Annotated in this window: 19 protein-coding genes; 5 read left to right on the forward strand and 14 right to left on the reverse strand. The window is 70.9% G+C overall.

Annotation, left to right across the window (positions count from 1 at the left end; genetic code table 11):
- Nucleotides 1-13: 13 nt before the first annotated feature.
- Nucleotides 14-2,089, reverse strand: a complete 2,076-nt coding sequence (locus IG08_RS0108280) for a SpoIIE family protein phosphatase (protein WP_030598222.1) — start codon at nt 2,087-2,089, stop codon at nt 14-16.
- 68 nt (nt 2,090-2,157) lie between these two features.
- Nucleotides 2,158-3,414 carry a DUF6777 domain-containing protein gene (locus tag IG08_RS0108285; RefSeq protein ID WP_234342826.1) on the reverse strand — a complete coding sequence of 419 codons (1,257 nt, stop codon included), beginning with the start codon at nt 3,412-3,414 and terminating at the stop codon, nt 2,158-2,160.
- A gap of 85 nt (nt 3,415-3,499) precedes the next feature.
- On the opposite strand from IG08_RS0108285, the gene IG08_RS0108290 reads away from it, so the two are divergent.
- The gene (locus tag IG08_RS0108290; protein WP_030598226.1) at nt 3,500-4,921 is read left to right on the forward strand and encodes a lipase maturation factor family protein; all 1,422 of its coding nucleotides are present in this window, start codon (nt 3,500-3,502) and stop codon (nt 4,919-4,921) included.
- Nucleotides 4,922-4,936: 15 nt separating this feature from the next.
- Here the strand turns inward: IG08_RS0108290 and IG08_RS0108295 are convergent, their stop codons facing one another.
- The 9 genes from IG08_RS0108295 to IG08_RS0108335 all read right to left on the reverse strand — a co-directional run bounded on the left by IG08_RS0108295 (nt 4,937) and on the right by IG08_RS0108335 (nt 13,631).
- Entirely contained in the window at nt 4,937-5,716 is a 780-nt protein-coding gene (locus IG08_RS0108295; RefSeq protein ID WP_030598228.1) for a hypothetical protein, read from the reverse strand.
- A 73-nt stretch (nt 5,717-5,789) separates the two neighbouring features.
- Nucleotides 5,790-6,614, reverse strand: coding sequence for an amidohydrolase family protein (locus IG08_RS0108300; protein WP_030598230.1), 825 nt, complete (start codon nt 6,612-6,614; stop codon nt 5,790-5,792).
- Nucleotides 6,611-6,925, reverse strand: coding sequence for an L-rhamnose mutarotase (locus tag IG08_RS0108305; protein WP_030598232.1), 315 nt, complete (start codon nt 6,923-6,925; stop codon nt 6,611-6,613). Before IG08_RS0108305 ends, IG08_RS0108300 begins: the two co-directional genes overlap by 4 nt.
- Nucleotides 6,922-7,908 carry an aldo/keto reductase gene (locus IG08_RS0108310; RefSeq protein WP_030598235.1) on the reverse strand — a complete coding sequence of 329 codons (987 nt, stop codon included), beginning with the start codon at nt 7,906-7,908 and terminating at the stop codon, nt 6,922-6,924. Before IG08_RS0108310 ends, IG08_RS0108305 begins: the two co-directional genes overlap by 4 nt.
- Nucleotides 7,905-8,660 (reverse strand): SDR family NAD(P)-dependent oxidoreductase, encoded by a 756-nt coding sequence (locus IG08_RS0108315; RefSeq protein WP_030598237.1) that lies wholly within the window; start codon nt 8,658-8,660, stop codon nt 7,905-7,907. The genes IG08_RS0108310 and IG08_RS0108315 overlap by 4 nt, the downstream gene beginning before the upstream one ends.
- Nucleotides 8,657-10,012, reverse strand: coding sequence for an L-fuconate dehydratase (locus tag IG08_RS0108320; RefSeq protein WP_030598240.1), 1,356 nt, complete (start codon nt 10,010-10,012; stop codon nt 8,657-8,659). The genes IG08_RS0108315 and IG08_RS0108320 overlap by 4 nt, the downstream gene beginning before the upstream one ends.
- Before the next feature lie 37 nt (nt 10,013-10,049).
- Nucleotides 10,050-11,075: an ABC transporter permease gene (locus IG08_RS0108325; RefSeq protein ID WP_030598244.1), complete on the reverse strand. Its 1,026-nt coding sequence runs from the start codon at nt 11,073-11,075 to the stop codon at nt 10,050-10,052.
- Complete coding sequence (locus tag IG08_RS0108330; protein ID WP_030598247.1) at nt 11,068-12,558, reverse strand: sugar ABC transporter ATP-binding protein; 1,491 nt, start codon at nt 12,556-12,558, stop codon at nt 11,068-11,070. Before IG08_RS0108330 ends, IG08_RS0108325 begins: the two co-directional genes overlap by 8 nt.
- On the reverse strand, nt 12,555-13,631 hold the full coding sequence (locus tag IG08_RS0108335; protein WP_030598250.1) for a sugar ABC transporter substrate-binding protein: 1,077 nt from the start codon (nt 13,629-13,631) through the stop codon (nt 12,555-12,557). Before IG08_RS0108335 ends, IG08_RS0108330 begins: the two co-directional genes overlap by 4 nt.
- A gap of 165 nt (nt 13,632-13,796) precedes the next feature.
- Between IG08_RS0108335 and IG08_RS0108340 the strand changes: the two genes are divergently transcribed.
- Nucleotides 13,797-14,498, forward strand: coding sequence for a FadR/GntR family transcriptional regulator (locus IG08_RS0108340; protein WP_030598252.1), 702 nt, complete (start codon nt 13,797-13,799; stop codon nt 14,496-14,498).
- Between the two features lie 66 nt (nt 14,499-14,564).
- Here the strand turns inward: IG08_RS0108340 and IG08_RS0108345 are convergent, their stop codons facing one another.
- On the reverse strand, nt 14,565-15,701 hold the full coding sequence (locus IG08_RS0108345; protein WP_030598255.1) for a winged helix DNA-binding domain-containing protein: 1,137 nt from the start codon (nt 15,699-15,701) through the stop codon (nt 14,565-14,567).
- Between the two features lie 62 nt (nt 15,702-15,763).
- Between IG08_RS0108345 and IG08_RS0108350 the strand changes: the two genes are divergently transcribed.
- The gene (locus tag IG08_RS0108350; RefSeq protein ID WP_030598258.1) at nt 15,764-16,789 is read left to right on the forward strand and encodes an alpha/beta hydrolase family protein; all 1,026 of its coding nucleotides are present in this window, start codon (nt 15,764-15,766) and stop codon (nt 16,787-16,789) included.
- Nucleotides 16,790-16,810: 21 nt separating this feature from the next.
- Entirely contained in the window at nt 16,811-17,608 is a 798-nt protein-coding gene (locus IG08_RS55705; RefSeq protein ID WP_052424533.1) for a hypothetical protein, read from the forward strand.
- A gap of 56 nt (nt 17,609-17,664) precedes the next feature.
- On the opposite strand, the gene IG08_RS0108360 is transcribed toward IG08_RS55705, so the two are convergent.
- A complete protein-coding gene (locus IG08_RS0108360; RefSeq protein ID WP_030598266.1) occupies nt 17,665-19,206 on the reverse strand; it encodes an alpha-L-fucosidase in 1,542 nt (513 codons plus the stop codon).
- Nucleotides 19,207-19,219: 13 nt separating this feature from the next.
- On the reverse strand, nt 19,220-21,052 hold the full coding sequence (locus tag IG08_RS0108365) for a family 20 glycosylhydrolase (protein ID WP_420823282.1): 1,833 nt from the start codon (nt 21,050-21,052) through the stop codon (nt 19,220-19,222).
- A gap of 239 nt (nt 21,053-21,291) precedes the next feature.
- Between IG08_RS0108365 and IG08_RS0108370 the strand changes: the two genes are divergently transcribed.
- Entirely contained in the window at nt 21,292-22,632 is a 1,341-nt protein-coding gene (locus IG08_RS0108370; RefSeq protein ID WP_030598272.1) for an amidase, read from the forward strand.
- Nucleotides 22,633-22,643 lie beyond the last annotated feature (11 nt).

The raw sequence follows: 22,643 nt of genomic DNA on the forward strand, positions 1-22,643 counted from the left end.
GAGGCGCGAGGGGTCAGGTCCGTTCCTGCACCACGAACTCGCACCACACACACTTGCCACCACCCCGCGCCTCCACGCCCCACACCTCGGTGAGCAGGTCGACGAGGAGCAGGCCCCGGCCGGAGACGCCCGACTCGCCGGCCTCGCGGCGGCGCGGGAGGGCGCTGGAGGAGTCCTCGACCTCGACGCGCAGGCGCCGGTCGGTGCCGGTGAGGACCCGCAGGGTGACGATGGCGGAGCCCTCGGTGTGCATGAGGGCGTTGGTGATCATCTCGTCGGCGACCAGTTCGATCTCGTCGGCGCGGTCGCGGGCGCCCCAGGCCCGGACGGCGGCCCGGATCATGTGCCGGGCCTCGGTCAGCGCCTCGGGGTCGCCGGGGGCCACGTGCTGCTGGAGCCGGCCGCCGGACTGCGGGGCGTCCAGACCGCGGCGGCGGAGCAGGAGCAGGGCGACGTCGTCGTCGCCGCCGCGTTCCTCGGCCACGTCGATGAGGCGGTCGGCGAGGTCCCGTACGTCCTCCGGGCCGGTCGCGATGAGCGCGGCGAGGGTCTGAATGCCGTCGTCGAGGTCGGCGCCGGGCTGTTCGACCAGACCGTCGGTGCACAGCAGCAGGGTGTGGCACGGGTCGAGTTCGACGGTGCCGACGGGGTATTCGAGGCGCCCGAACTCGGCGGACAGGCCGAGCGGCAGCCCGCCTTCCACCGACACCCGGCGGCAGGTGCCGTCGGGCAGCCGGACCAGCGGGTCGATGTGGCCGGCCCGGACCACCTGGACCACTCCGGTGGACAGGTCGGCCTCCGCGTACAGGCAGGTCGCGAAGCGGTCGGTGTCGAGTTCGTGGAGGAAGACGGAGGCCCGGGCCATCACGGTGGCCGGGGTGTGTCCCTCGGCGGCGTAGGCCTTGAGGACGATGCGGAGCTGGCCCATGACGGCGGCGGCGTGCGTGTCGTGGCCCTGGACGTCGCCGATGACGGCGCCGACTCGGCCGCCGGGCAGCGGGATCAGGTCGTACCAGTCGCCGCCGATGTCCCGGCCCAGCGAGGCGGAGCGGTAGCGGACGGCCACGTCGGCGCCGGGGACGCTGGGGATGGTGCGCGGCAGCATGGCCTGCTGGAGGCCGGTGGCGAGGTCTTTCTCCTGTTCGTAGAGCATGGCGCGCATGAGGCTCTGCGCGATGCTGCTGCCGAGCGCGATGAGGACGTTGCGGTCCTCGGGCGTGAAGCCGCGCCGGTCGCTGTAGAGCAGGCCCATGGCACCGATCGGCCGGGCCTCGGCGATGAGCGGCAGATAGGCGGCCGAGGTGATGTTGAGGCCGGTGATGTGCGGCCACAGGACCGGGTACCGGTCCGCGAACTCCTCCGGGGACTCGATGAAGCGCGGGCTGAGGGTGCGCACGGCCTCGCTCATCGGGTACGGCTCGTCGATCCGGGTGATGTCGGTGCCCGGGACGAAGCTGCCCGCCGGGCCCTCCGCGATCAACCGGATACGGCCGGCCTCCACCAGGCCCATGACCAGGCTGGTGGCGCCCAGATGGGTGAGGCCGTGGGTGTCCTTGAGGACGTCGATGACGTCCTGGACGGTGCGGGCGTGGGCCAGGGCGGCCGTGGTGAGCTGCACGACGTTGGTCTGCCGGCGCCGGGCCTCGTCCTGGGCGGCCTGCTCCCGGCCGGCCTCGATCTCGCCGATCTCCTGGGTGGCGTCCCGCACGATGCCGACGATCCGGCGCGGACGGCCCGTCTCGTCGCGCCGGATGTAGCCCTGGGTGTGGGTCCAGCGCAGGGTGCCGTCACGGCAGCGGAGCCGGAAGTAGGTGCCGTAGTTCTCGCTGCCGTCCTTGATGGCCTGGGCGACCAGGGCGTCGAGCCGGCGGCCCTCGGTGCTCGGGACGCGGACCGCCAGGCTCATGGGGTGCCCGTCGTACTCGTCGGGGCGCAGGTCGAAGACCTCGTGGGCCTGGGCGTCCATGTGGAACAGGCCGCTGTCCAGGTCCCAGTCGAAACTGCCCATGCGGTTGAGCGCCAGGATCGGATCCGGGTGGGCGGGCCAGTCGTCCGGGAGTGACAGGGCGCTTGCTCCCCGATCAACCATGGGGCCACCTTGCCAGGATTTGTCCGATTCTTCGACCGGGGACGCAGTGCGTGGGCTCGCGTGTGCCGTCAGCTGCCGAAGACGTCGGTCGGGCTGTCGAAGATGCTGTCCGTGCCGGCCGGCTCGTCAGGGATGAGCCCGCCGCCGTCGGAGAGGTCGGGAGTGTCCGGCACGGTCTCGGGGCCGATCCCGCTCTCCGGCACGCCCTCCGGTTCCTGCTCGGTCGGCTCCTCGGGCACGGTCGTCGGCGGTGTGGCGGTGACGGTGACCGTGGGGCAGTCGGTGACATCGGTGGACGGCGTCCCGGTGGTGGTGTCGTCGGTGACGCCGGGCGTGATGGTCACGGTCGGGGTCGCGCAGTCGGTCTCCGGCGTCTGCGGGGAGTCGCTCTCCTCGCTCGCGGAGGCGCTCGCGGGCGGGCGCTCGGAGGTGCTCGCGGAGGTGCTCGCGGACGCGCTGGACTCACTCCCGTCCGGGCTCGGGGTCGGCGTGGGCGTGGGCGTCACCGGGCTCGGCTTCGGCACGATGTGGTCGTGACGGACGTCGTGGCCGATGCGCCGCTCGATCCAGGTGTTGTTCACGATGTTGATGATCGTGATGTTGGTGATCACCTGGACGGTCGGAGCCACCACGATCACCTGTGTGGGCCGGTAGCCGGACCAGGGCCGCCCGCTGGTGCCCGCGCCGCCCCGCATCGCCACGGGCGGACCCAGCGGGTTGCCGCAGGCGCAGCGGACGCGCGGCACGCCCCGGTTGTCGACGAGGACGGCGGTGCCCGCCTGGAGCACGGACTGGTAGCTGGTCGCCCGGCCGCCGCTGTAGCCATGGTTGGTGACCCGCGTGTCGGCGCGCAGCACGACGGAGGCGAGTGAGCGCAGATAGCTCGGGACCGAAGCCTGGGAGATGCCCTCGGCCTGGGCGAAGGCACGGGCCTTGGCCTGGTCAGCGGTGAGGTGGCCGATCTGCCGTTCGACGTCACAGCTGCCGGCCCGCTCGGTGCCGCTGTAGAGGCCGGGCGTTCCGCCGGAGACGGAGCGCACGGCGGTCGACCCCGACTGTGCGGGTTGCGGCGAGCGGGTGACCGGGGACGGAGTCGCCGTCGTGGTCACCGTGGAGGCCGTGAAGGGGTCGGGCCCCTGGGCCGCGACCGGCTGGAGGAAGAGTTCGCCGCCCGCCTTCGTGGCGTTGTCGTCGTTCCCGCCACAGCCGGCCACGGCGGTGAGGAGCGCCGCCGAGAGTGCGCAGGCCGTGACGAGGGTTCCGGTGGGTATCCGCACCGTGTTCTCCCGTCGTCCCGGGCAGTTCGTCACTATTGTCTGCTTCACTCACTTGGGTTACGCAAGCGGAGGGTGGACACACGGAGAGTCACGTAGGGTTCCGGCGCGACAATGGAGGCAGGAGCGCACCGCCGTGGACTGGTTCACCGCACCCGACTACTGGCTGAGCCGGCTGGTCTTCCAGCGGGCTCTGGCCGGCGTGTACCTCGTCGCGTTCCTGACGGCGGCCCTGCAGTTCCGCGCGCTCATGGGCGAGCGCGGGATGCTGCCCGTTCCCCGTTTCGTGGAGCGGGTGCCCTTCCGGCGGGCGCCGAGTCTGTTCCAACTCCACTACTCGGACCGCTTCTTCGCGGGCTGCGCCTGGACGGGCTGCGCGGTGGCGGTGGCACTGGCGGCGGGGCTGGACTCCCAACTGCCGCTGTGGGGCGGGATGTTGCTGTGGCTGGTGCCGTGGGTGCTGTATCTGTCGATCGTCAACGTCGGCCAGACCTGGTACGGCTTCGGCTGGGAGTCCCTGCTCCTCGAGGTCGGCTTCCTCGCCGTGTTCCTCGGCAACGACGAGGTGGCGCCGCCGGTCGTGGTGCTGTTCCTGCTGCGATGGATCCTGTTCCGCGTCGAGTTCGGCGCCGGTCTGATCAAGATGCGCGGCGACGCGTGCTGGCGGAAGCTGACGTGCCTGGACTTCCACCACGAGACGCAGCCGATGCCGGGCCCGCTGAGCTGGTTCTTCCACCATCTGCCCCGGCCCCTGCACCGGGCCGAGGTGGCGGCGAACCACGTCACCCAACTCGTCGTCCCCGTCCTCCTGTTCACCCCCCAGCCGATCGCCACGGCCGCCGCGTCCCTGATGATCGTCACCCAGCTGTGGCTGGTCCTGTCGGGCAACTTCTCCTGGCTGAACTGGATCACCATCGTGCTGGCCCTGTCCGTGGTGCGATTCCCGAGCGACCCACCGACGCTGCCCGGCACCCCCCTCTGGTACGAGGCCGTGGTCCTCGCGGCCGCCGCACTCATCGTCTTCCTGAGCTACCACCCGGTGCGCAACATGCTCTCCCGCCGCCAGATCATGAACCGCTCCTTCGACCCGCTCCATCTCGTCAACACCTACGGCGCGTTCGGCAGCGTCAGCCGGATCCGGTACGAGGTGGTGGTCGAGGGCACCGCCGACGAGGTGCCGCGCGAGGACTCCGACTGGCGGGAGTACGAGTTCAAGGGCAAGCCGGGCGATCCCCAGCACTGGCCGCGCCAGTTCGCGCCGTACCATCTGCGGCTCGACTGGATGATGTGGTTCGCCGCGCTCTCTCCGGCGTACGCCGGGTCGTGGTTCGGCGCGCTGGTCGAGCGGCTCCTGGAGAACGACCGCGACACCCTGAAGCTACTGCACCGCTCCCCGTTCCCACCGGACGAGCCGCCTCGCCATGTCCGCGCCCGTCTGTTCCGCTACCGGTACACGAGCTGGCGTGAACTGCGGGAGACGGGCGCGTGCTGGGAGCGGACGTATGTGCGGGAGTACTTGCCGCCGACGCGGTTGGCAGGGGTGGCGCAGAGGTCTTGAGCAACCTGCCGGTGTCTATTGCCCCCGCCCCGCGGGGACAGCCGGCACACCGGCGGCTCCGCTCAGGGCGACCGGCGTCATGAGGCCCGTCACCACGGCCTGGATGATGACGTCGTTGGCCGCTCGTTCGCTTCCCACGCCGGCGGCGTAGAGCCGGACGGAAATCACCAGGAGGAACGCCCACCAGGGCGACTGCAGCCAGCTGAGGGCGGCCGTCAGGCCCACGAGGGCGTAGGCGACGTTCTTGCGGAACTCCGCTTCGCCCACGGCTCGGTCGTACTCGTTGAACAGGTCGTAGTTGGCGATCAGCAGTTTGGTGCGCAGCTGCCTGGTCTCACCGAGGATGTCTCGCGCGGCCAGATTGGCCATGAGGCGTTCGCCGCGCTCGCGCTCGACTTCCGCACGCGGGTTGGTCTCCGGTGCCGGGGTCGGCAGCCGCCCTTCCTCCTGCAGGAAGCCGACCAGGTCGTTGAACGCGAGTCGTGACACGCGCGGCGTGAGCGTCGTTCTCGGATCCCAGAACCTTGCGGACTTCGGGGCTTCCTGCGCGTTCACGGTGACGACCCGGACGGCCAGCATGGCGCCGATGAGGTAGGCGAGAAAGGCCGCGGACGCGAGTACCCCGCCAGGACCTATCAACCCGCCGAGGCGGTACAGCGAGGCCCACGCACCGCGGGCCTCCGTCTGCGTGGGCACGCGGTCCCCCAGCAACAGCCAGAGCGTCAGGAGCCAGATGCATCCCGCCGAGAGGGGCGCTCGGACATCGCGCAGGCCGGGCAGCAGATTCGCCAGCATGTCTTCCCCCAGGCGGCTCCATTTGTCTCTTCCGTACTATCCCATCGCAAGGGACGAGGAGATCGCGGCGCATTCACAGGGCGTACACGCGGGTGGCCGTCCCCTCGAAGATCTGCGTGCGGTCGTGCGCGTCGGTCAACTGGTGGGCGGAGTCCAGGACTTCGCCGTACGTTGCCGCCAGGGTGCACACCGGCCAGTCCGAGCCGAACATCAGGCGGTTCGGGCCGAAGGCGTCCAACACCGTGTCGGCGTACGGGCGCAGGTCGTCGACAGTCCAGGAGGCGGGGTCGGCCTCGGTGACCATGCCGGACAGTTTGCAGACCGTGTTGGGCAGGGCGGCGAGGGTGCGGACGTCGGACGCCCAGGGTTCGAGTGCGCCGGATGCGATGGGCGGCTTGCCCAAGTGGTCCAGGACGAAGGTGAGTTCGGGGAGGGAGGCCGCCGCCTTGGCACAGGCTGGCAGCTGGTGCGGGAGGACCACGAGGTCGTAGACCAGGCCCGCGTCAGCTACGGCGGTGAGGCCGCGGCGTACGTCCGGACGCAGCAGCCACTCCGGGTCCGGCTCGCCCTGGACCTGGTGGCGGATGCCCTTGAGGTACTGGCCGCCGGGGAGTTCGCGGAGGCGAGCCAGTTCGTCGGGGACGCCGGGGCTGGTGAGGTCGGTCCAGCCGACGACCCCCGCGATCAGCGCGTGGTCGGCCGCGAGGGCCAGGAACTCCGGGGTCTCCTCGGGCACGGTGATCGTCTGGACGAGGACCGTGCGGTCGACACCGGCGGCGCGGGCCTCGGGTTCGAGGTCTGTGATGGTGAAGTCGCGCCGGATCGGGCTGAGCTCGTCGATCCAGTCCTGGTCCCGGACGGACAGGTCCCACACGTGGTGGTGGGCGTCCACCGTCATGGCAGCTCCCATACGACGGGCAGGCCGGCGTCCGCGCCCTCGTCGGAGTAGTCGTGCACCACGTCCAGCAACTCGGCCATGCGGGCCTGCCAGGCGATGTTGACCGGCAGCTTCTCCAGCTCGGCGAGGAGACGGGCGTAGTCCTCGCACTCCAGGACGTGGAAGAGGTCGGTGCCGCTGCGCCAGATCGTCCAGGAGGTGGCGCCGGCGGCGCGGATCGCGTCGGTGAGCTCGACCGGGACCTCGCGGTGGGCCGCGTCGTACTCGGCGATGCGGTCCGCGCGGACCTTGGTGTGCAGGGCGACTCTCATGACGGCTCCTCGGCGGGTACGGGGGCGTCGGCGGGCAGCAGACCGGTGTCGCGCAGCTCCTGCCAGAAGGCGGCGGGCACGGTGGTCTCGAACTGGTCGGCGCAGTCGTGGACTTCGGCGGCCGAGCGGGTGCCGACGAGGACGCTCGCGACCGCCGGATGGGCGGCGCAGAAGGCCAGGGCGGCGGCCCGCAGGGTGGTGCCGTGGCGGTCGGCGAGGGATTTCAGGTGGAGGGCGCGGTCCAGCAACTCGGGTGGTGCCGCAGCGTAGTTGTACGTCGCTCCCGGCTTCGGGTCCGCCAGGAGGCCGGAGTTGAAGGCGCCGCCGACGACGACCGAGGTGCCGCGCTCGACGGCCGCCGGGAGCAGCTCGGTCAGCGCCCGCTGGTCGAGGAGGGTGTAGCGGCCGGCGCACAGCACCACGTCGACGTCCGTGTCGCGGACGAAGCGGGTGAGCATCTCCGCCTGGTTCATGCCGGCGCCGATCGCGCCGACGACACCTTCCGAGCGGAGCTTCTCCAGGGCCGGGTAGCCCTCGCGGAAGGCCTGTTCGGCGTGGTCGTCGGGGTCGTGGAGGTAGACGACGTCCACGCGGTCGAGGCCGAGCCGTTCGAGGCTGGCGTCCAGGGTGCGTCGTACTCCGTCGGCGCTGAAGTCCCACACGCGGCGTCGGGTGGCGGGGACGGCGAAGCCGTTCGCGAGGTCGTCGCCTCCACCCTCAGCGGGCTCCAGACGGCGTCCGACCTTCGTGGAGATCGTGAAGGCTGAGCGGGGGTACTGGCTCAGGGCCGCCCCCAGACGGCGTTCGGACAGGCCGAGCCCGTAGTGCGGGGCGGTGTCGAAGTAGCGGATGCCACGTTGCCAGGCGGCGGTCACGGCCTCGTGGGCCTGTTCTTCGGTGATCTCGGTGTAGAGGTTCCCGATGACGGCGGCGCCGAAGGCCAGTGCGCTGACCTCGACGCCGCTGCGGCCGAGCGTGTTCACTGGCCCACCGGCCTGAGGCGCAGGCCCTGCATGCCGCCGTCGACGGCGAGGGCGGTACCGGTGGTGGCGCCGGACAGCGGGCTCGCCAAGTAGGCGATGGCGCCCGCCACTTCGTCCGCCGAGACCAGGCGGCCGGTGGGCTGGCGGGCCTCCAGGGCGGCGCGTTCGGCGGCCGGGTCGGCGGCCGCGTCGAGGAGGCGGCCGACCCACGGGGTGTCCGCCGTACCGGGGTTGACGCAGTTCACACGGATGCCCTCGCGGACGTGGTCGGCGGCCATCGCGAGGGTGAGGGAGTACACCGCGCCCTTGGTCGCGCTGTAGAGCGCTCGCTGCGGCAGGCCCGCGGTGGCCGCGATCGAGGACGTGTTGACGATCGCGGCGTGGGCGGACGCGCGCAGGTGGGGCAGCGCGGCGCGAGCGACCCGGACCATGCCGACGACGTTGACGTCCAGGACGCGGTGCCACTCCTCGTCGTCGTTGCTCTCGACAGTGCCCTGGGCGCCGATGCCCGCGTTGTTGACCAGTACGTCGAGGCCGCCGAGGTCCGCGGCGGCCGCGGCCACGGCCGCGCGCACCGAGGCGTCGTCGCTGACGTCGGCGCGGTAGGCGAGCAGCGGCTTCTCGACGGAGGACGGGTCCAGGTCGAGGACGGCGACCTGGGCGCCGCGCGCGGCCAGGAGTTCCGCGGTGGCCCGGCCGATGCCGGAGGCGCCGCCCGTCACCAGGGCCTTGAGGCCCTCGAAGTCGCTCATGCGGCCTGTCCCTTCTTGCCTGAGGTCTGGAGGTCGGCCGCCCAGAAGGCGCCGTCCGGGAAGGTGTACCGCGCGATGGACTCCGGTCGCATGGCGGCCGAGAAGCCCGGCGCGGTGGGTGCCGTGTAGTGACCCTCGCGGATCACCACGGGGTCGAGGAAGTGGTCGTGCAGATGGTCGACGTACTCGATGACCCGGTCCTCGGTGGTGCCGGTGACCGCGACGTAGTCGAACATCGAGAGGTGCTGGACGAGTTCGCACAGGCCCACGCCGCCCGCGTGCGGGCAGACGGGCACGCCGAACTTGGCCGCGAGAAGCAGGATCGCGAGGTTCTCGTTGACGCCGGCCACGCGGGCGGCATCGATCTGGAGGACGTCGATCGCGCCTGCCTGGAGCAGCTGCTTGAAGACGACCCGGTTCTGGACGTGCTCGCCGGTGGCCACCTTCACCGGGGCGACGGCCCTGCGGATCGCCGCGTGGCCGAGGATGTCGTCGGGGCTGGTGGGCTCCTCGATCCAGTACGGGTCGAACTCGGCGAGGGCCTTGGTCCAGCGGATCGCCTCGTCCACGTCCCAGCGCTGGTTGGCGTCGATCGCCATGCGGATGTCCGGGCCGACGACACTGCGGGCGACGCGGCAGCGCCGTATGTCGTCCTCGAGGTCCGCGCCGACCTTGAGCTTGATCTGCTGGAAGCCGTCGGCGACGGCCTCGGCGGCGAGCCGGGTGAGCTTCTCGTCGTCGTACCCGAGCCAGCCGGCGGAGGTGGTGTAGGCGGGGTAGCCCTTGGCGAGGAGTGCCTCGCTTCGTTCGGCGGCCCCTTCGCGGCCCCGGTGCAGGATCTGCAGCGCCTCCTCGGGGGTGAGCGCGTCCGTGAGGTACCGGAAGTCGATCTGGCGCACGATCCACTCGGGGTCGGCGTCGGCGAGCAGCTGCCACAGCGGCTTGTCGGCGCGCTTGGCGGCCAGATCCCATACGGCGTTGACGACCGCGCCGATCGCCATGTGCATCACGCCCTTCTCGGGGCCGAGCCAGCGCAGCTGGCTGTCGCCGATCAGGTCGCGGTTCAGGGTCCCCGGGTCGGCGCACAGCTCGTCGACGGGCCGTCCGACCACATGCCCGCGCAGCGCGTCGATCGCTGCGACCTGGACCTCGTTGCCCCGCCCGATGGTGAAGGTGAATCCGTGCCCCTCGTGTCCGTCGGCCGCGTCGGTGCGCAGCACGACGTACGCCGCCGAGTAGTCGGGGTCCGGGTTCATCGCGTCGGAGCCGTCGAGCTCGCGCGAGGTGGGGAAACGGATGTCGTAGCTTTCGAGCGCGGTCACGCGAGCGGGGGGGCCGGACGTTGAGGACACGGAGGGCCTTTCAGTAGGTGGCGGGGGGCGATGCGGGTCAGTCCTGGGCACGCCCCGTCGTCACGCGGGCGATCATGAGGGCGACCAGGATGATTCCGCCGTAGATGGCCTGGATCCAGAAGGACGGCACCTGGGCGAGGGTGAGCAGGTTCTGGACGACGCCGAGGAGGAGTACGCCGGTGAGGGCGCCGAACATCGTGCCCTTGCCGCCGTCCAGGCTGATGCCGCCGATCACCGCGGCCGCGAACACCGTGAAGATCATGTTCTGGCCCTGGTTGGCGCTGATCGCGCCGACGTAGCCGGTCTGCATGATCCCGCCGACGGAGGCCAGGCAGCCCGCCACGACGAACACGCCGAGCATCACGCGCTCGACGCGGATGCCGGCGGCGCGGGCCGCGTCCGCGTTGCCGCCGATGGCGTACAGGGACCGCCCGATGCGGTGGTACTTGAGCACGAACCCGGCGACCGCGAAGGCGATCCCGGCGACCCACACCGACAGGGGGATGCTCACGAAGGTCGTGGTGGCGAGGGAGTAGAAGCTGTCGGGCATACCGAAGAGCGTCTTGCCCTTCGTGGCGCCGACGAGCAGGCCACGCAGGACGATCAGCATCGCGAGCGTCACGATGAACGCGTTGAGCTTGAACTTGACGACCAGGATGCCGTTGAAGCCGCCGATCACCGCGCCGACGACGAGGACCGCGAGCAGGGCGAGCGCGGCGGGGAACTCGGTGCCCCAGCCGGACTGGGCGACGGGCAGGACGAGAAGCGCTCCTACGGCGGGCGCGATGCCCACGACCGATTCGAGGGACAGGTCGAACTTGCCGGTGATGAGGACCAGCGACTCGGCCAGCACGACCATCGCGAGGGCGGCCGAGGCGCCGAGGATGGAGATCAGGTTGCGTTCGGTGAGGAACGAGTCGTTGACGACCGCGCCGAGCACCATGAGCAGCAACAGGGCCGGTACGAGAGCGAGTTCGCGAGCCCGGCGCAGCAGGACGGTCCTGGCCGACCCCGCGTTGGGCACGCTCACCGGCTTCACCGGCGGAGCCTTGGTGTCAGCCATGGTCCACTCCTTCGATGGAGGCGATCAGCTCGTGGTCGCGCCAGCCCGCCGGGTGCTCGGCGACCACGCGGCCGTGGAAGAGGACGAGGACGCGGTCGCAGCGGCGCAGGTCGTCGAGTTCGTCGGAGACGACGAGTACCGCGGTGCCGTCCTCGCGGGCGCTGTCCATGCGGGCGAGCAGGGACTCCTTGGACTTCACGTCGACGCCCGCGGTGGGGTTGATGAGGACGAGCAGGCGGGGGTCGGAGGCGAGGGCGCGGGCCATGACGACCTTCTGGGCGTTGCCGCCGGAGAGGTCGGAGACGGGCTGGTCGGGGCCCTCGGTATGGATGTCGAGTCGTTCGATCAGCTCGGTGGCGAAGGCGCGCTTGCGGTCGGTGCCGACGAACCCGAAGCGGCCGAGCCGGTCGAGAACGCTCATGGTGGCGTTGTCGCCGATGGTCATGCCGAAGACCAGGCCCTGATCGTGACGGTCGCGGGGCACCCAGCCGACCCCGGCCTTCAGGGTCGCCTGCACATCGCCGAACGGAAGCTGTTTCCCGCCCAGTTGGGCCGTCCCGCTCGTCGGGGTGTGCAGTCCCGTGAACGACTCGGCGAGCTCGATCTTGCCGCTGCCGCTGATGCCGGCGAGCCCGACGACCTCGCCGCGGCGGACGGTCAGGTCGACGTCCTCGTAGGCGTCCGAGGTGAGTCCGCGGGCGTCGAGGAGGACGGGGGCGCTGTCGTCGACCTCCCTGATGTCCACGGCCTGTTCGGCGAGCGTCTCGCCGGCCATGGCCTCGATCAGGGCCGCGCGTGGCATGTCGGCGACGGGAGCCGTGGTGATCCAGCGGGCGTCGCGCAGCACGGTGACGGTCTGGCACACCTCGTACACCTCCTGGAGGTGGTGCGAGATGAACAGGAAGGTGACACCGGACTGCTGGAGCGTCCGCATGCGGGCGAAGAGCCGCTCGATCTCGCGCTTGTCGAGCTGCGCGGTCGGCTCGTCGAGGACGATGAAGCGGGCGCCGAAGCTCAACGCCCGGGCGATCTCCACCATTTGGCGGTCCTCGACCTTGAGGTCGGCGGTCCGCGCCTCCGGGTCGACGTGCACGTCCCAGGTGCCGAGGAGTTCGGCGGCCTGGGCCCTGAGCGCGCGCCAGCTGATGAACCCACGCTGGAGCGGCTGCCGGTTGATGAACAGGTTCTCGGCGACCGTCAACTCGGGGACGACGGTGGGCTTTTGATAGACGCAGGCGACCTTGCGGCGCCACGCGTCCCGGTCGGCGAGCGGGGGCGCGGGTTCGCCGTCGAAGCGGACGGTGCCCTCGTCGGGGGCCTGGAGGCCGGTGAGAAGGGTGACGAGGGTGGACTTGCCTGCGCCGTTGCGGCCGACCAGGGCGTGGGACTCGCCGGGGAGAACGGTGAGGCGACCGTCGGCGAGGGCGGTGGTGGGGCCGTAACGCTTGACGATGTCCTGTGCCTCAACGAGTGCCGTGGTCATTTGACGGTGTTTCCCCAGAGCTCGGGGTCGTCGACGTTCTCCTTGGTGACCAGGGGCGCGGGCAGCTGGTCCTCCAGGATGCCGCTGGAGAGCTTGACGATCGTCGAGTCGTGGTCGGTCGGCCCCGGCTCGAACGTCTTCCCCTGCATCGCGGCCTTGATGTAGTACATGCCGTACTTGGCGTACAGGTCGGCGGGCTGGGAGACGGTGGCGTCGATCTCGCCCTTGCGGATGGCGTCGTACTCCTGCGGGATGCCGTCGTTGGAGACGATCGTGATGTGGCCCGCCGCGCCGGCCTTCTTCAGCATCCCCTTCGACTTGAGGGTCTGCAGGGTCGGCGCGAGGTAGACGCCGCCGGCCTGCATGTAGATGCCCTTGATGTCGGGGTTGGCGTTGAGCAGGGTGTCCAGCTTGGAGGCGGCGGTGTCGGACTCCCACTTGGCGGGGATCTCCAGCACCTTCAGCTTCGGGAAGTTCTTCTTCACGCAGGCGCGGAACGCCTCGGAGCGGTCGCGGCCGTTGACCGAGGCGAGGTCGCCCATGATCTGCACGACCTTGCCGGACGGTATCTGCTTGCCGAGGTACTGACAGGCCTTCTCTCCGTACGACACGTTGTTCGCCCGGACCACCATGGCGACCTTGCCCTTGTCGGGCGCCACGTCGACCGCGACGACCGGCACGCCCTTGCGTTCGGCCTGGTCGAGGCCGGCCTCGATGGCGGCGCTGTCGAGAGGGGCGACGACCAGGCCCTTCACCCCCAGGTTGAGCTCGTTGTTGATGTCGGTGATCTGCTGCGAGGGGTCGCTGTTGGAGTTGACCGTCTTCAGCGCGTCGACGCCCTCGGACTTCGCCATCTTCGGCACGTAGTCGTTGTACGACTGCCAGAACGGCGAGGTCAGCAGCGGCAGGATCACGCCGACCTTGCCGGTCCCGTCGCCTCCTTCGCCGCCGCTGGACCCTGCCGTGTCCTTGGTGCTTCCGCACGCTGCGAGCACGAGTGCGGCACCTACGGCCGTGACCACCGTGCCGACGCTCTGAATCCTGTTCCGCTTCCCCACTGTCCTGCCGGGCATCTGGCGGCTCCTCGTTGAGCGGTGTTCGAGCAGATGACGGCATACTTATCAGACCACTCGGCCGGAAGAACACCCTCCGACGGCAGTTTTTCACGAGTTCTGGCCATAGTGGTCCGACCACCTCGGTGGTTAGACTGCGGCGCACCTGGTGAGTGGAGGAGTGGCGTGGACGAGACAGCCCCGCAGAAGGGCACCGTGACGCAGCGCGCCATCGAGCAGATCAAGGCCATGATCGGCGAGGGGCGGCTGGAGCCGGGGCAGCGGCTGCCCACCGAGCGCGATCTGGCGGTTCAGCTGGGCATCTCCCGCAGTTCCATGCGCGAGGCGATCCGCGCGCTCACGGTGCTGGGTGTGCTGGAGGCCCGGCACGGTTCCGGGATCTATGTGACCCAGCTGGAGGCCGGGGACCTCCTGGAGACCTTCGGTGTGGTGGCGGACCTGTCCCGCGGTCCCCGCCTGGTCGAGCTGCTGGAGGTGCGCCGCATCCTGGAGTCGACGGCGACCGCGCTGGCCGCGGCCCGGATCAGCCCGGAGCAGCTCGCCGAGGTGGAGAAGCATCTGCAGGCGATGAACGCCACCGACGACCCCGAGGAGATCATCGCCCACGACCTGGCGTTCCACCGCGAGATCGCCACGGCCGCCGGCAACGAGACCATGGCCGCGATCCTCGACGGCCTGTCCTCCCGCACCTTCCGCGCCCGCGTCTGGCGCGGCTACGAGGAGGAGGGCGCCTTCGACCGCACCCGCCGGGAGCACGCGGCCATTCACCGCGCCCTGGTCGCCCGCGACCCGGAGGCGGCGAGGGCGGCGGCCGCTGCCCACGTGGGCGAGGTGGAGGAGTGGCTGCGGGCGCAACTCAGCGGGTAGCTCCGCTGGTTGTGCCGTCGTTTCGCTGCGGCGCCGTCGTGGCTGGTCGCGCAGTTCCCCGCGCCCCTAGGTTGGTCCGGGGAGCGTCCGTACCTCCGAGCCCGGCATCTTGGCCCACCAGTGGCCGTAGCGGCTGTAGACCTGCGGATCGCGGTCCGCCAGCAGGGACACCAGGGAGCGGGCTTCCTCCGCGAGGCCCTCCCACGTCTCGGCCGAAAGCTCGTGGAAGGCCGTCGCCTCGACGCCCGCTTCGACCGGGCGCCAGACCCCGGCCACCCGTCCGTCGACCAGGAGCGTCGGCAGTACGTCGCCGTTGACGCGGGTCACCAGCTTCCGGTAATCCGGCGGAATCACGCGACTGCGGTCGGCGTACGCCAGGAGGACGCTGTCCCACATCGCCATCAGCCGGGGCGGAGCCGGAGTGTCCGCGGGCGGGCGTGGGGCGCCGTGGATGTCGAACAGCACGGTGCCGTCGGGCCCGCCCAGCTGCTCCACGGCGTCGCCGAGCGCGTGCAACGCCGCACGGACCCGCGCCCGCTGCACCGTGGCGAACTGCGCCGCGTCCGCCACCGACGCCGGCCCGAAAGCCTCCAGGTACCGCAGGACGAGAGCTTGCAACGCCTCGTCGGGCTCACCGGGGAACCGTCCCTCCGGCGCCGCGACGTACGACGGCGAGGTACCGAACGACCACGGCCCACCGGTCGGCACGTGCACCAACGGTGTGTAGGAACGCAGCCCCCACCACGCCCCGTCCTTCTTCTCCTCGCCCACCCGCTCCGCGAGCCACGCCGTCATGTCGGCGTTGGACCGCGGCCGACCGGCGAACTCCAGCAGCCCGGGCTCCAGTTCGGCGGCGTCCGCCGGAGTGAGGCCTGCGGCGGCGAAGCGGGAACCGAGCCTGGAGGCGTACAGCGTCGGCCGCATCGCCTCCCGGACCATCCGGTAGTCCTCGGCGTGGACGGCGTGCAAGGTGATCCGCAGCAGGGTCGCCTTGACGAGCGTGCCGTCGGTGAAGGCGGCGTCCAGCTCGGCCGGGGTGAAGCCGGTGAGCCGATTCCAGAGCGCGAGGTACGGCGAAGCGGGCTGCTGCGCCTGCAGCGCGACGACGCGCCGCACGGCATCGGCGGCCGTCAGCGGCTCCCTCCGCAGCAGCAGCTGACGGGCGAGGGTGGCGCGGTTGAGTTCGCGGGCGGTGATCTCCACCGGCGGGATTGTGCCGTGGGCGCCCCCTGTCCGTCCACATCCGCCCGGGACACAATGGAGGTATGCGGTTGCGGGGCGCGGCCTGTGCCGCCGCCGGGATGTCGCTGGTCGTCGCGATCGGCTGCACCGGTGGCGAGGACGAACCTGCGCGCGGTGACTCGCCGGCCTCCACGCGGGCCACGAGCAGGAGTCCCAGCCCGACACCGACCCGGACCCCGGCCAACCCGGTCTCGATCCCGGGCCTCATCGAGAAGAAGCACACGGGCTCCGGGCTACGGCTCGGCACCGTGCTCGCCCGGACCGCCGCCTACACCAGCTACCAGGTGACGTACGAGGCGAACGGGCTGACGATCTCGGGCCTCATGAACATCCCCCGGGGCAAGGGCCCGTTCCCGGCGCTGGTGCTGGCGCACGGCTACATCGACCCGGCCGTCTACACCACCGGCCGCGGCCTCAACCGCGAGCAGGACCTCCTCGCCCGCAACGGCTACGTCGTCCTGCACACCGACTACCGCAACCACGCCCGCTCGGACAAGGACCCCGACAACAACGTCAACCTCCGCCTCGGCTACACCGAGGACGTCATCGGAGCGGCGATGGCTCTACAGTCGTCCGGGCGCCCGGAGATCGACGGCGACCGCCTCGGACTGCTGGGCCGGTCGATGGGCGGGGGTGTCGTCTACAACACGCTGGTGGTGGCCCCGGGCCTGTTCGACGCCGCCGTCGCCTTCGCACCGGTCAGCTCGCGCCCGGAGGAGAACATCGACCACTTCCAGCGACCCGACGGCGACCCGATCGTCGACCGGATCGAGGCCGAGCACGGGACGCCCGAGGAGAACCCCGAGTTCTGGCGCGAGGCCTCCCCCATCACCTACGTGAACCGGGTGACGGAGCCCCTGCTGATCCACCACGGCACCGCCGACGACACCTGCCCCATCGCCTGGACACGGCAGACCGTGGCCGCCTTCGAGAAGGCGGGCAAGGACGTCGAGCTGCGCACGTACCGGGGCGAGGGCCACACCTTCTATCCGCAGTGGCCGCGCTCGATGGACGTCACCATGGACTTCTTCGAGGAGCACCTGCGCTGAAGTCCCGCCTAGTCTGCGTGCATGAATGCGGAGGTGGGGGCACGCGAGCTGTACGAGAGCCTGGCCGAGGGGGACAGGGCCTACGCGTCCTGGCTCGACCGGGCCCGTGGAGGTTATCCGGATCGGCTGGCCGCCGCTGCCGAGTACCGGCCCTGGTGGACGGCTCCCGACGGCCAGGCCCTCCTGTGGGAGCTGTACGCCCTCAGCCGGGTCGGTGACCTGCTGCTGCTCTCGGAGCGCGACTGCCTGGACCTGTTCGTCCCGCTCGGCATGACACCGTTCAGGGGCGGCGACTTCGACCCGTTCCTCCATGAGATCGTCGAGGTCGAGCAGGCCGCCGATCCCCACGCCCCGATCGAGATCACCGAGGTCGTCCGGCCCGGTCTGATGCTGGGCCAACTGCTGTTCAACCGTGCCGGTGTCAGGGTCCGCGCCGGTGTCGAGCACGCCCAGCGCGGTGTCGCCGATCGCTCGCCGCTGTACTGGACGTTCCGGCGCCCGCACCGGCCGACGGTCGATCTGTCGCACGGCTGGGGGCACAACTCGCAGTGGCGCACCGACTTCCGCCTCGACTACCGGACACCGGCCGGCGATCGGCTCAACGCGGCGGAGAACGGCGCGATCGACGGCGACCCCGGCCTCGACCCGGACCACCCCTCCCATCTCAGCCCGCAGGAGCGGCTCCTGACACCCGGCGAGCGGCGCGAACTGCTGCGCCACCGCTGTCTCCTGCGGGTTCCGCGGGCCGCGGACGCGTTGGCGGGCTCACCGGGCTGGGAGCGGGACCTCATGCCCTTCGGCTGGCGCCTGCCGCAGTAGCCGAAGGGTGGTCACCAGGTCGCCGACGTCCTGGTGACCACCCGGTCGATCCCCGCTCAGACCCGGGACCGGTACAGCTCGAACTTCTTGATCCGTACGGCACTTCGGGCGCCCGTCACCCGCAGCCGCCACCGGCGGGCACTCACCGGAGCCGACAGCAGCAGGATCCGGCTCGCGCCGATGGTCCCGGCCCCGGCCACCTCCGTCCAGGCCCCGTCGAGCTGCGCCTCCACGACGAAGCTCTCCACCTGCTGGCCGTACCCGATGTCCTCGGCGAGACGGATGCGGTCCACTTCCCGCTCGCTGCCGAGGTCCACGGTGACGCGGCCCGGCGCCGTGGTGGTGCGGGCGCCACGCGCCAGGTCCTCCGGCAGCTCACGCTCGATCCGCTCACGGAACTCGCGCAGCCGGACGACATCGGTGCTGTGCAGCAGACCGTCCGTGTCCGGCGGCACATTGAGCAGCAGCACGGCGTTGCGCCCCACGGATCCGAAGAAGATCTCCGTCAAGTAGTCGACGGACTTGGGCTGTTGGTCGGCGTGGTAGAACCAGCCGTCGCGGATGGAGACGTCGCACTCGGCGGGCCACCACTGCAGGTAGTCCGTCGCCGGCTGCGCCTTCACCAGCGCGTCGCGGCTGCCCTCGTCGGGGGTGTCGTAGGACAGCGCCCAGTCGGTGCGGCCGTACTGGTTCTCCTTGACCGGGATGACGCTCCACTCGTCCTCACGCGCGATGCCGCTCTCGTTGCCGACCCAGCGCAGGTCGGGGCCGGTGACCGCGATGGCCGCGTCCGGGGCGAGGGCGCGCACCAGGGTGTACCAGCTGTCCCAGTCGTAGCTCTCCACCTTGTCGGGCGGGATGTGCCCCTGGGCGCCGTCGAACCACACCTCGTCGACGGGCCCGTACTCGGTGAGCACCTCGTAGAGCTGGTTGAGCATGTGGGCGCCGTAGTCGGTGGCTTCGAGGCTGTACGACTGCTGCGGTGTACGGTCGTCGCCCTCGACGAGGGTGGGGATGGTGCGCGCGGCGCGGGCGCTGCCGTTGGCGTACACCCCGTGGAGGTACTGGTTCTCGTCGGCGGGCGAGATGTAGACGCCGACCTTGAGGCCGTGGCGGCGCATCGAGTCGGCGAAGGAGCGCAGGACGTCGCCCTGGCCGTCGCGCCAACTGCTCGACGCGACTGAGTGGTTGGTGTAGCGGGAGGGGTAGAGCACGAAGCCGTCGTGATGCTTGACCGTGAGGATGGCGAGCCTGAAGCCGCCGTCGCGCAGGGCGCGGGCCCACTGGTCGGTGTCGAGGCCGGCCGGCTGGAACACGTCCGGGTCCTCGTCGCCGGTGCCCCACTCCAGGCCGGTGAAGGTGTTCACGCCGAAGTGCAGGAACGCGGTCCTCTCAAGGCTCTGCCAGGCGATCTGCCGTGCGGTGGGCCGGACTTGGGAGGCCTTGCGGACGAGGTCGTCCGCGGTGTCGTCGGGGCTGACGGGGATGCGGTAACGGGGTTCGGCGGGGAGGGGTGCCCCGAGTGCGGAGGCCGAGGGGAGGCCGGTCGCGACGAACGCGGAGACCGAGGTGACGAAGAGGCGTCTGGAGAGGGACATGGGAGGGGACTCCTCAGGTCAGGTGCCATACGGCGGGCGGGTGTTGGTCGGGCGGGTACTGCACGATCCGGCCGTCCGTCACACTCATGGCCATCTGTGTGATGACGTTGACGAGGCGGTATCCGCCGGCGACGCGCTGCAGCTCCCAGCGCTGCAGGGTGTTCGCGGCGGCGCAGGTGTCCCAGGTGGCCTCGACGCCCGGCTGCAGCGGCACGTTGAGCGTGAGTTTGCCGCCGCTCACCGCGAGGCAGCCGGCCGGGCCGCGCAGGGTCACGTAGCCGTCCGGCGTGCGCGCCACCTCGGCGTCGAAGGACACACCGTCCGCCTGGAAGGTGTACGTCCCGTCCGCCACCGGCGTCCGGGTCAGGTCCCGCCACCCGGGCGCGTGCCCGACGGCCGTACCGCGCGCGGTGAACTCGGCGTACGTGGCGTCGGGATGCGGTTCGCCCCAGGTGGCCTGGGCGACGTGCCGCAGCGCGGGCCAGAGCCCGACGGCGACCTCGTTCTCGGTCTCGCCGCGGCCGTTGTCCGGCCAGAGGCTGATCTTCGCGCCGGTGATGCCCGCGCTGGAGGTGAGCTTCTCGCCCTCGAAGCTGCGCGGGTCCCAGCTCTGGTCGTACAGCGACCCGGTGTCGCTGTGGAAGCCGCCGCGGATGAGGTAGAGGGAGTAGGAAGCGTTCATCAACGAGTAGCCCTGGTCGATGAGTTGGCTCGGTTTGACCGCCACGTTCAGCCAGTGCTCGACCGTGGTGTCGGTCTCCACCGGCACGGTGTTGGCGCCGGTGAGCCCGTCGTTCCAGATGCGCAGCTTCTTGCCCTTGGCCGCCGCGTAGGCGTGCACGCGGTTGATGAAGTCGACGAAGGCGTCCTGGGGTGTCGCGTCCGGACCGTACTTCTCCTGGGCGTACTTCAGGATCTGCGGGTACTTGGCGAAGTCCGAGCCGAGCATGTACTCGTCGGCCCCCATGTGCCAGGACGTGGCGGTGAAGACCTGCGCGTACTCGTCGATCAGGCTGGTGTAGTAGGAGAAGGCCTCCGGCTGTGTGATGTCGAGTCGGGCGGTCTGCTTGTTCCCGTCCGTGTCGGTGAGCTGGAGATCCGGGCGGTTCTCGATCCACGGGTCCATGTGCCCCGGGGAGTTGATCTCGGGGATGATCTCGACGTGGTACTTGTCGCCGATGGCGACGAGCCGGCGTATCTCGTCCTTGGTGAAGTAGCCCCAGGTGTTGGCCTCGGGGTGGGCGTCGCTCTTGACCTTCAGCTCCAGGAGCAGCTGGTTGAGCTTGTTGTACGCCATCTCGCGGACGAGGTTCTCCAGCCAGGGCACGGTGATGTGGATGTAGCAGGCGCACACGCCCACACCGCGCTCCTTGTAGCGCGGCACGTCGACCGTGCGTCCGGCGGGTATCCGGTCGTCCTGGGCGAGCAGCTGGAGGAGGGTCCGGGTGCCGTAGAAGGCGCCGGCCTCGGTCGCGCCGGTCACCGACAGGCGCTTGCCGGCTCGTAGTTCGTAGCCCTCGGCGCCGAGCGGCTTCCTGGATGGCTGGATGTCGACAACGATGTCCCCGGTGCGCGCCCCGCCGCCGACCACCGGCACGGTGCCGTGCCCGGCCGCCCGGAGGTCGTCGGCGAGGGTGTCGGCGACCCGGAGTTCGGCCGGGCTCTCCGCCACGAGCCGGGTGCCGGGCCCGAAGTCGTAACTGCCGGATTCCGGTGTCCAGTCGGTGAGGGCGGGCACCGTGACCGGCGGCTCGGGCTCCTCCTGGGCGACCGCCGGGACCGGCGCCAGGAGCAAGGCCAGGGCCGCGACGGCGCCCACGATCTGACGTCTGGGAAACGTACTCACGGGCCACTCCAAATTCATCGGATGGCTGATGATTGGGCGGCCCTCAGGGGCTGTCAATGGGACGAGAAGGCAATCAAGTTGAGCCATTGATCGGATGACCTGCGCTTCTACGGGCGACCGGCCGCGAAAAGTCCAAGAAGAGCAGCCCGAATGTCCAAGGGCGGGTCCCTCTCGACGCGACGCCCGAGCAGGGGCACAGTTCTCCCTACGTACTCGCCAGTACTCCCGAGGAGCACCCCGTGACCAGCTGGATCGGCCGCACCGCCGCCGAGATCGCCGCCGCCGTGCAGGAGAAGCGGGCCACGCCCCGCGAGGTGGTGGCCGAGCACCTCGCCCGGATCGAGCGGCTGGACGGCCGTATCGGGGCCTTCCGTGTGGTGCGCGCGGAGGCGGCGCTCGCCGAGGCCGACGAGGTGGCCGCGCGCGGCGACCTGGCCGAACTGCCCCTGGCCGGGGTGCCCGTGGCCGTCAAGGACAACCTCGCCGTGCGCGGTGAGAGCATGCGCATCGGTTCCGCCGCGACCCCTGACACGCCCTCCGACCACGACCACGTCACCGTGGCCCGGCTGCGGGCGGCTGGTGCGGTGGTCGTGGGCCTGACGAACGTGCCGGAACTCTGCGTCTTCGGCACCACGGAGGGCGTCCACGGCACGGCCCGCAACCCCTGGGACACCTCGCGCACGGCGGGCGGCTCGTCCGGCGGCAGTGCGGCCGCGGTCGCCGCGGGCCTGGTGCCGATCGCCCTCGGCAACGACGGCATGGGCTCCCTGCGCATCCCGGCGGCCAACTGCGGCCTGGTCACCCTGAAGCCGGGCCCCGGAGTGGCTCCCCCCATCGACGACAGCAACTGGTTCGGCATGTCCGAGAACGGCCCCCTCGCGACCACGGTCGAGGACGCCCGACTGCTGCTTTCGGTCATTGCCGACACCGAGTTCGTACGGCCGGACGAGCCCGCCATGCTCAAGGTGGCCGTCTCGCTGCGCAGCCCGATCGCCGGGGTCACCATCGGCAAGCCGTATACGGCCGCCGTCCGGGAGGCGGCCGGGCTGCTCATCAAGGCGGGCCATCAGGTGCGGCGCGCCGACCCGCCGTACCCGCTGTCGCTGGGTTTCACCTCGCTCCAGCACTGGACGGCGGGCACGTCCGTGGACGCCGAGGGCCTCGACCCGAAGCAGCTGACGCGACGCACCCGGGTGCACGCGGCGGTGGGGCGGCGCTTCGTGTCCGGTGTGCGCGCCGGCAAGGGGCGGGAGGAACTGCGCCGGCGCCTGGAGCCGTTCTTCGCCGAGCACGACGTACTGCTGCTGCCGGCGCTCGCCCGCCGCTCCCCGAAGGCCGACCCCTGGCACGAGCGCGGCTGGCTGCGCAACATCCTGGTCAACACCAACTACTCGCCGCTGACCCCGCCCTGGAACCTCACCGGCTGGCCCGCGATGGCGGTCCCGTTCGGCACGCTGCCCTCCGGCGCCCCCTGCGCCGTGCAGCTGGTGGCGCGGCCGGGGTCGGAGACGGTACTGCTGGAGGTTGCGGCGGAGCTGGAGCGACGGCACCCGTGGGAGCGGACGGCGCCGCTCGACTGAGCCGGGTCGGG

It is taken from the genome of Streptomyces fulvoviolaceus (assembly GCF_000718165.1).
GTDB classification, from domain to species: domain Bacteria; phylum Actinomycetota; class Actinomycetes; order Streptomycetales; family Streptomycetaceae; genus Streptomyces; species Streptomyces fulvoviolaceus.

What these genes read in the sequence shown, in the direction of transcription:
- IG08_RS55705 (WP_052424533.1), top strand. Translation starts at nt 16,811, where the DNA reads ATGAATGCGGAGGTGGGGGCACGCGAGCTGTACGAGAGCCTGGCCGAG.
- IG08_RS0108330 (WP_030598247.1), bottom strand. Translation starts at nt 12,558, where the DNA reads ATGACCACGGCACTCGTTGAGGCACAGGACATCGTCAAGCGTTACGGC.
- IG08_RS0108325 (WP_030598244.1), bottom strand. Translation starts at nt 11,075, where the DNA reads ATGGCTGACACCAAGGCTCCGCCGGTGAAGCCGGTGAGCGTGCCCAAC.
- IG08_RS0108295 (WP_030598228.1), bottom strand. Translation starts at nt 5,716, where the DNA reads ATGCTGGCGAATCTGCTGCCCGGCCTGCGCGATGTCCGAGCGCCCCTC.
- IG08_RS0108360 (WP_030598266.1), bottom strand. Translation starts at nt 19,206, where the DNA reads ATGTCCCTCTCCAGACGCCTCTTCGTCACCTCGGTCTCCGCGTTCGTC.
- IG08_RS0108350 (WP_030598258.1), top strand. Translation starts at nt 15,764, where the DNA reads ATGCGGTTGCGGGGCGCGGCCTGTGCCGCCGCCGGGATGTCGCTGGTC.
- IG08_RS0108305 (WP_030598232.1), bottom strand. Translation starts at nt 6,925, where the DNA reads ATGAGAGTCGCCCTGCACACCAAGGTCCGCGCGGACCGCATCGCCGAG.
- IG08_RS0108280 (WP_030598222.1), bottom strand. Translation starts at nt 2,089, where the DNA reads ATGGTTGATCGGGGAGCAAGCGCCCTGTCACTCCCGGACGACTGGCCC.
- IG08_RS0108300 (WP_030598230.1), bottom strand. Translation starts at nt 6,614, where the DNA reads ATGACGGTGGACGCCCACCACCACGTGTGGGACCTGTCCGTCCGGGAC.
- IG08_RS0108315 (WP_030598237.1), bottom strand. Translation starts at nt 8,660, where the DNA reads ATGAGCGACTTCGAGGGCCTCAAGGCCCTGGTGACGGGCGGCGCCTCC.
- IG08_RS0108335 (WP_030598250.1), bottom strand. Translation starts at nt 13,631, where the DNA reads ATGCCCGGCAGGACAGTGGGGAAGCGGAACAGGATTCAGAGCGTCGGC.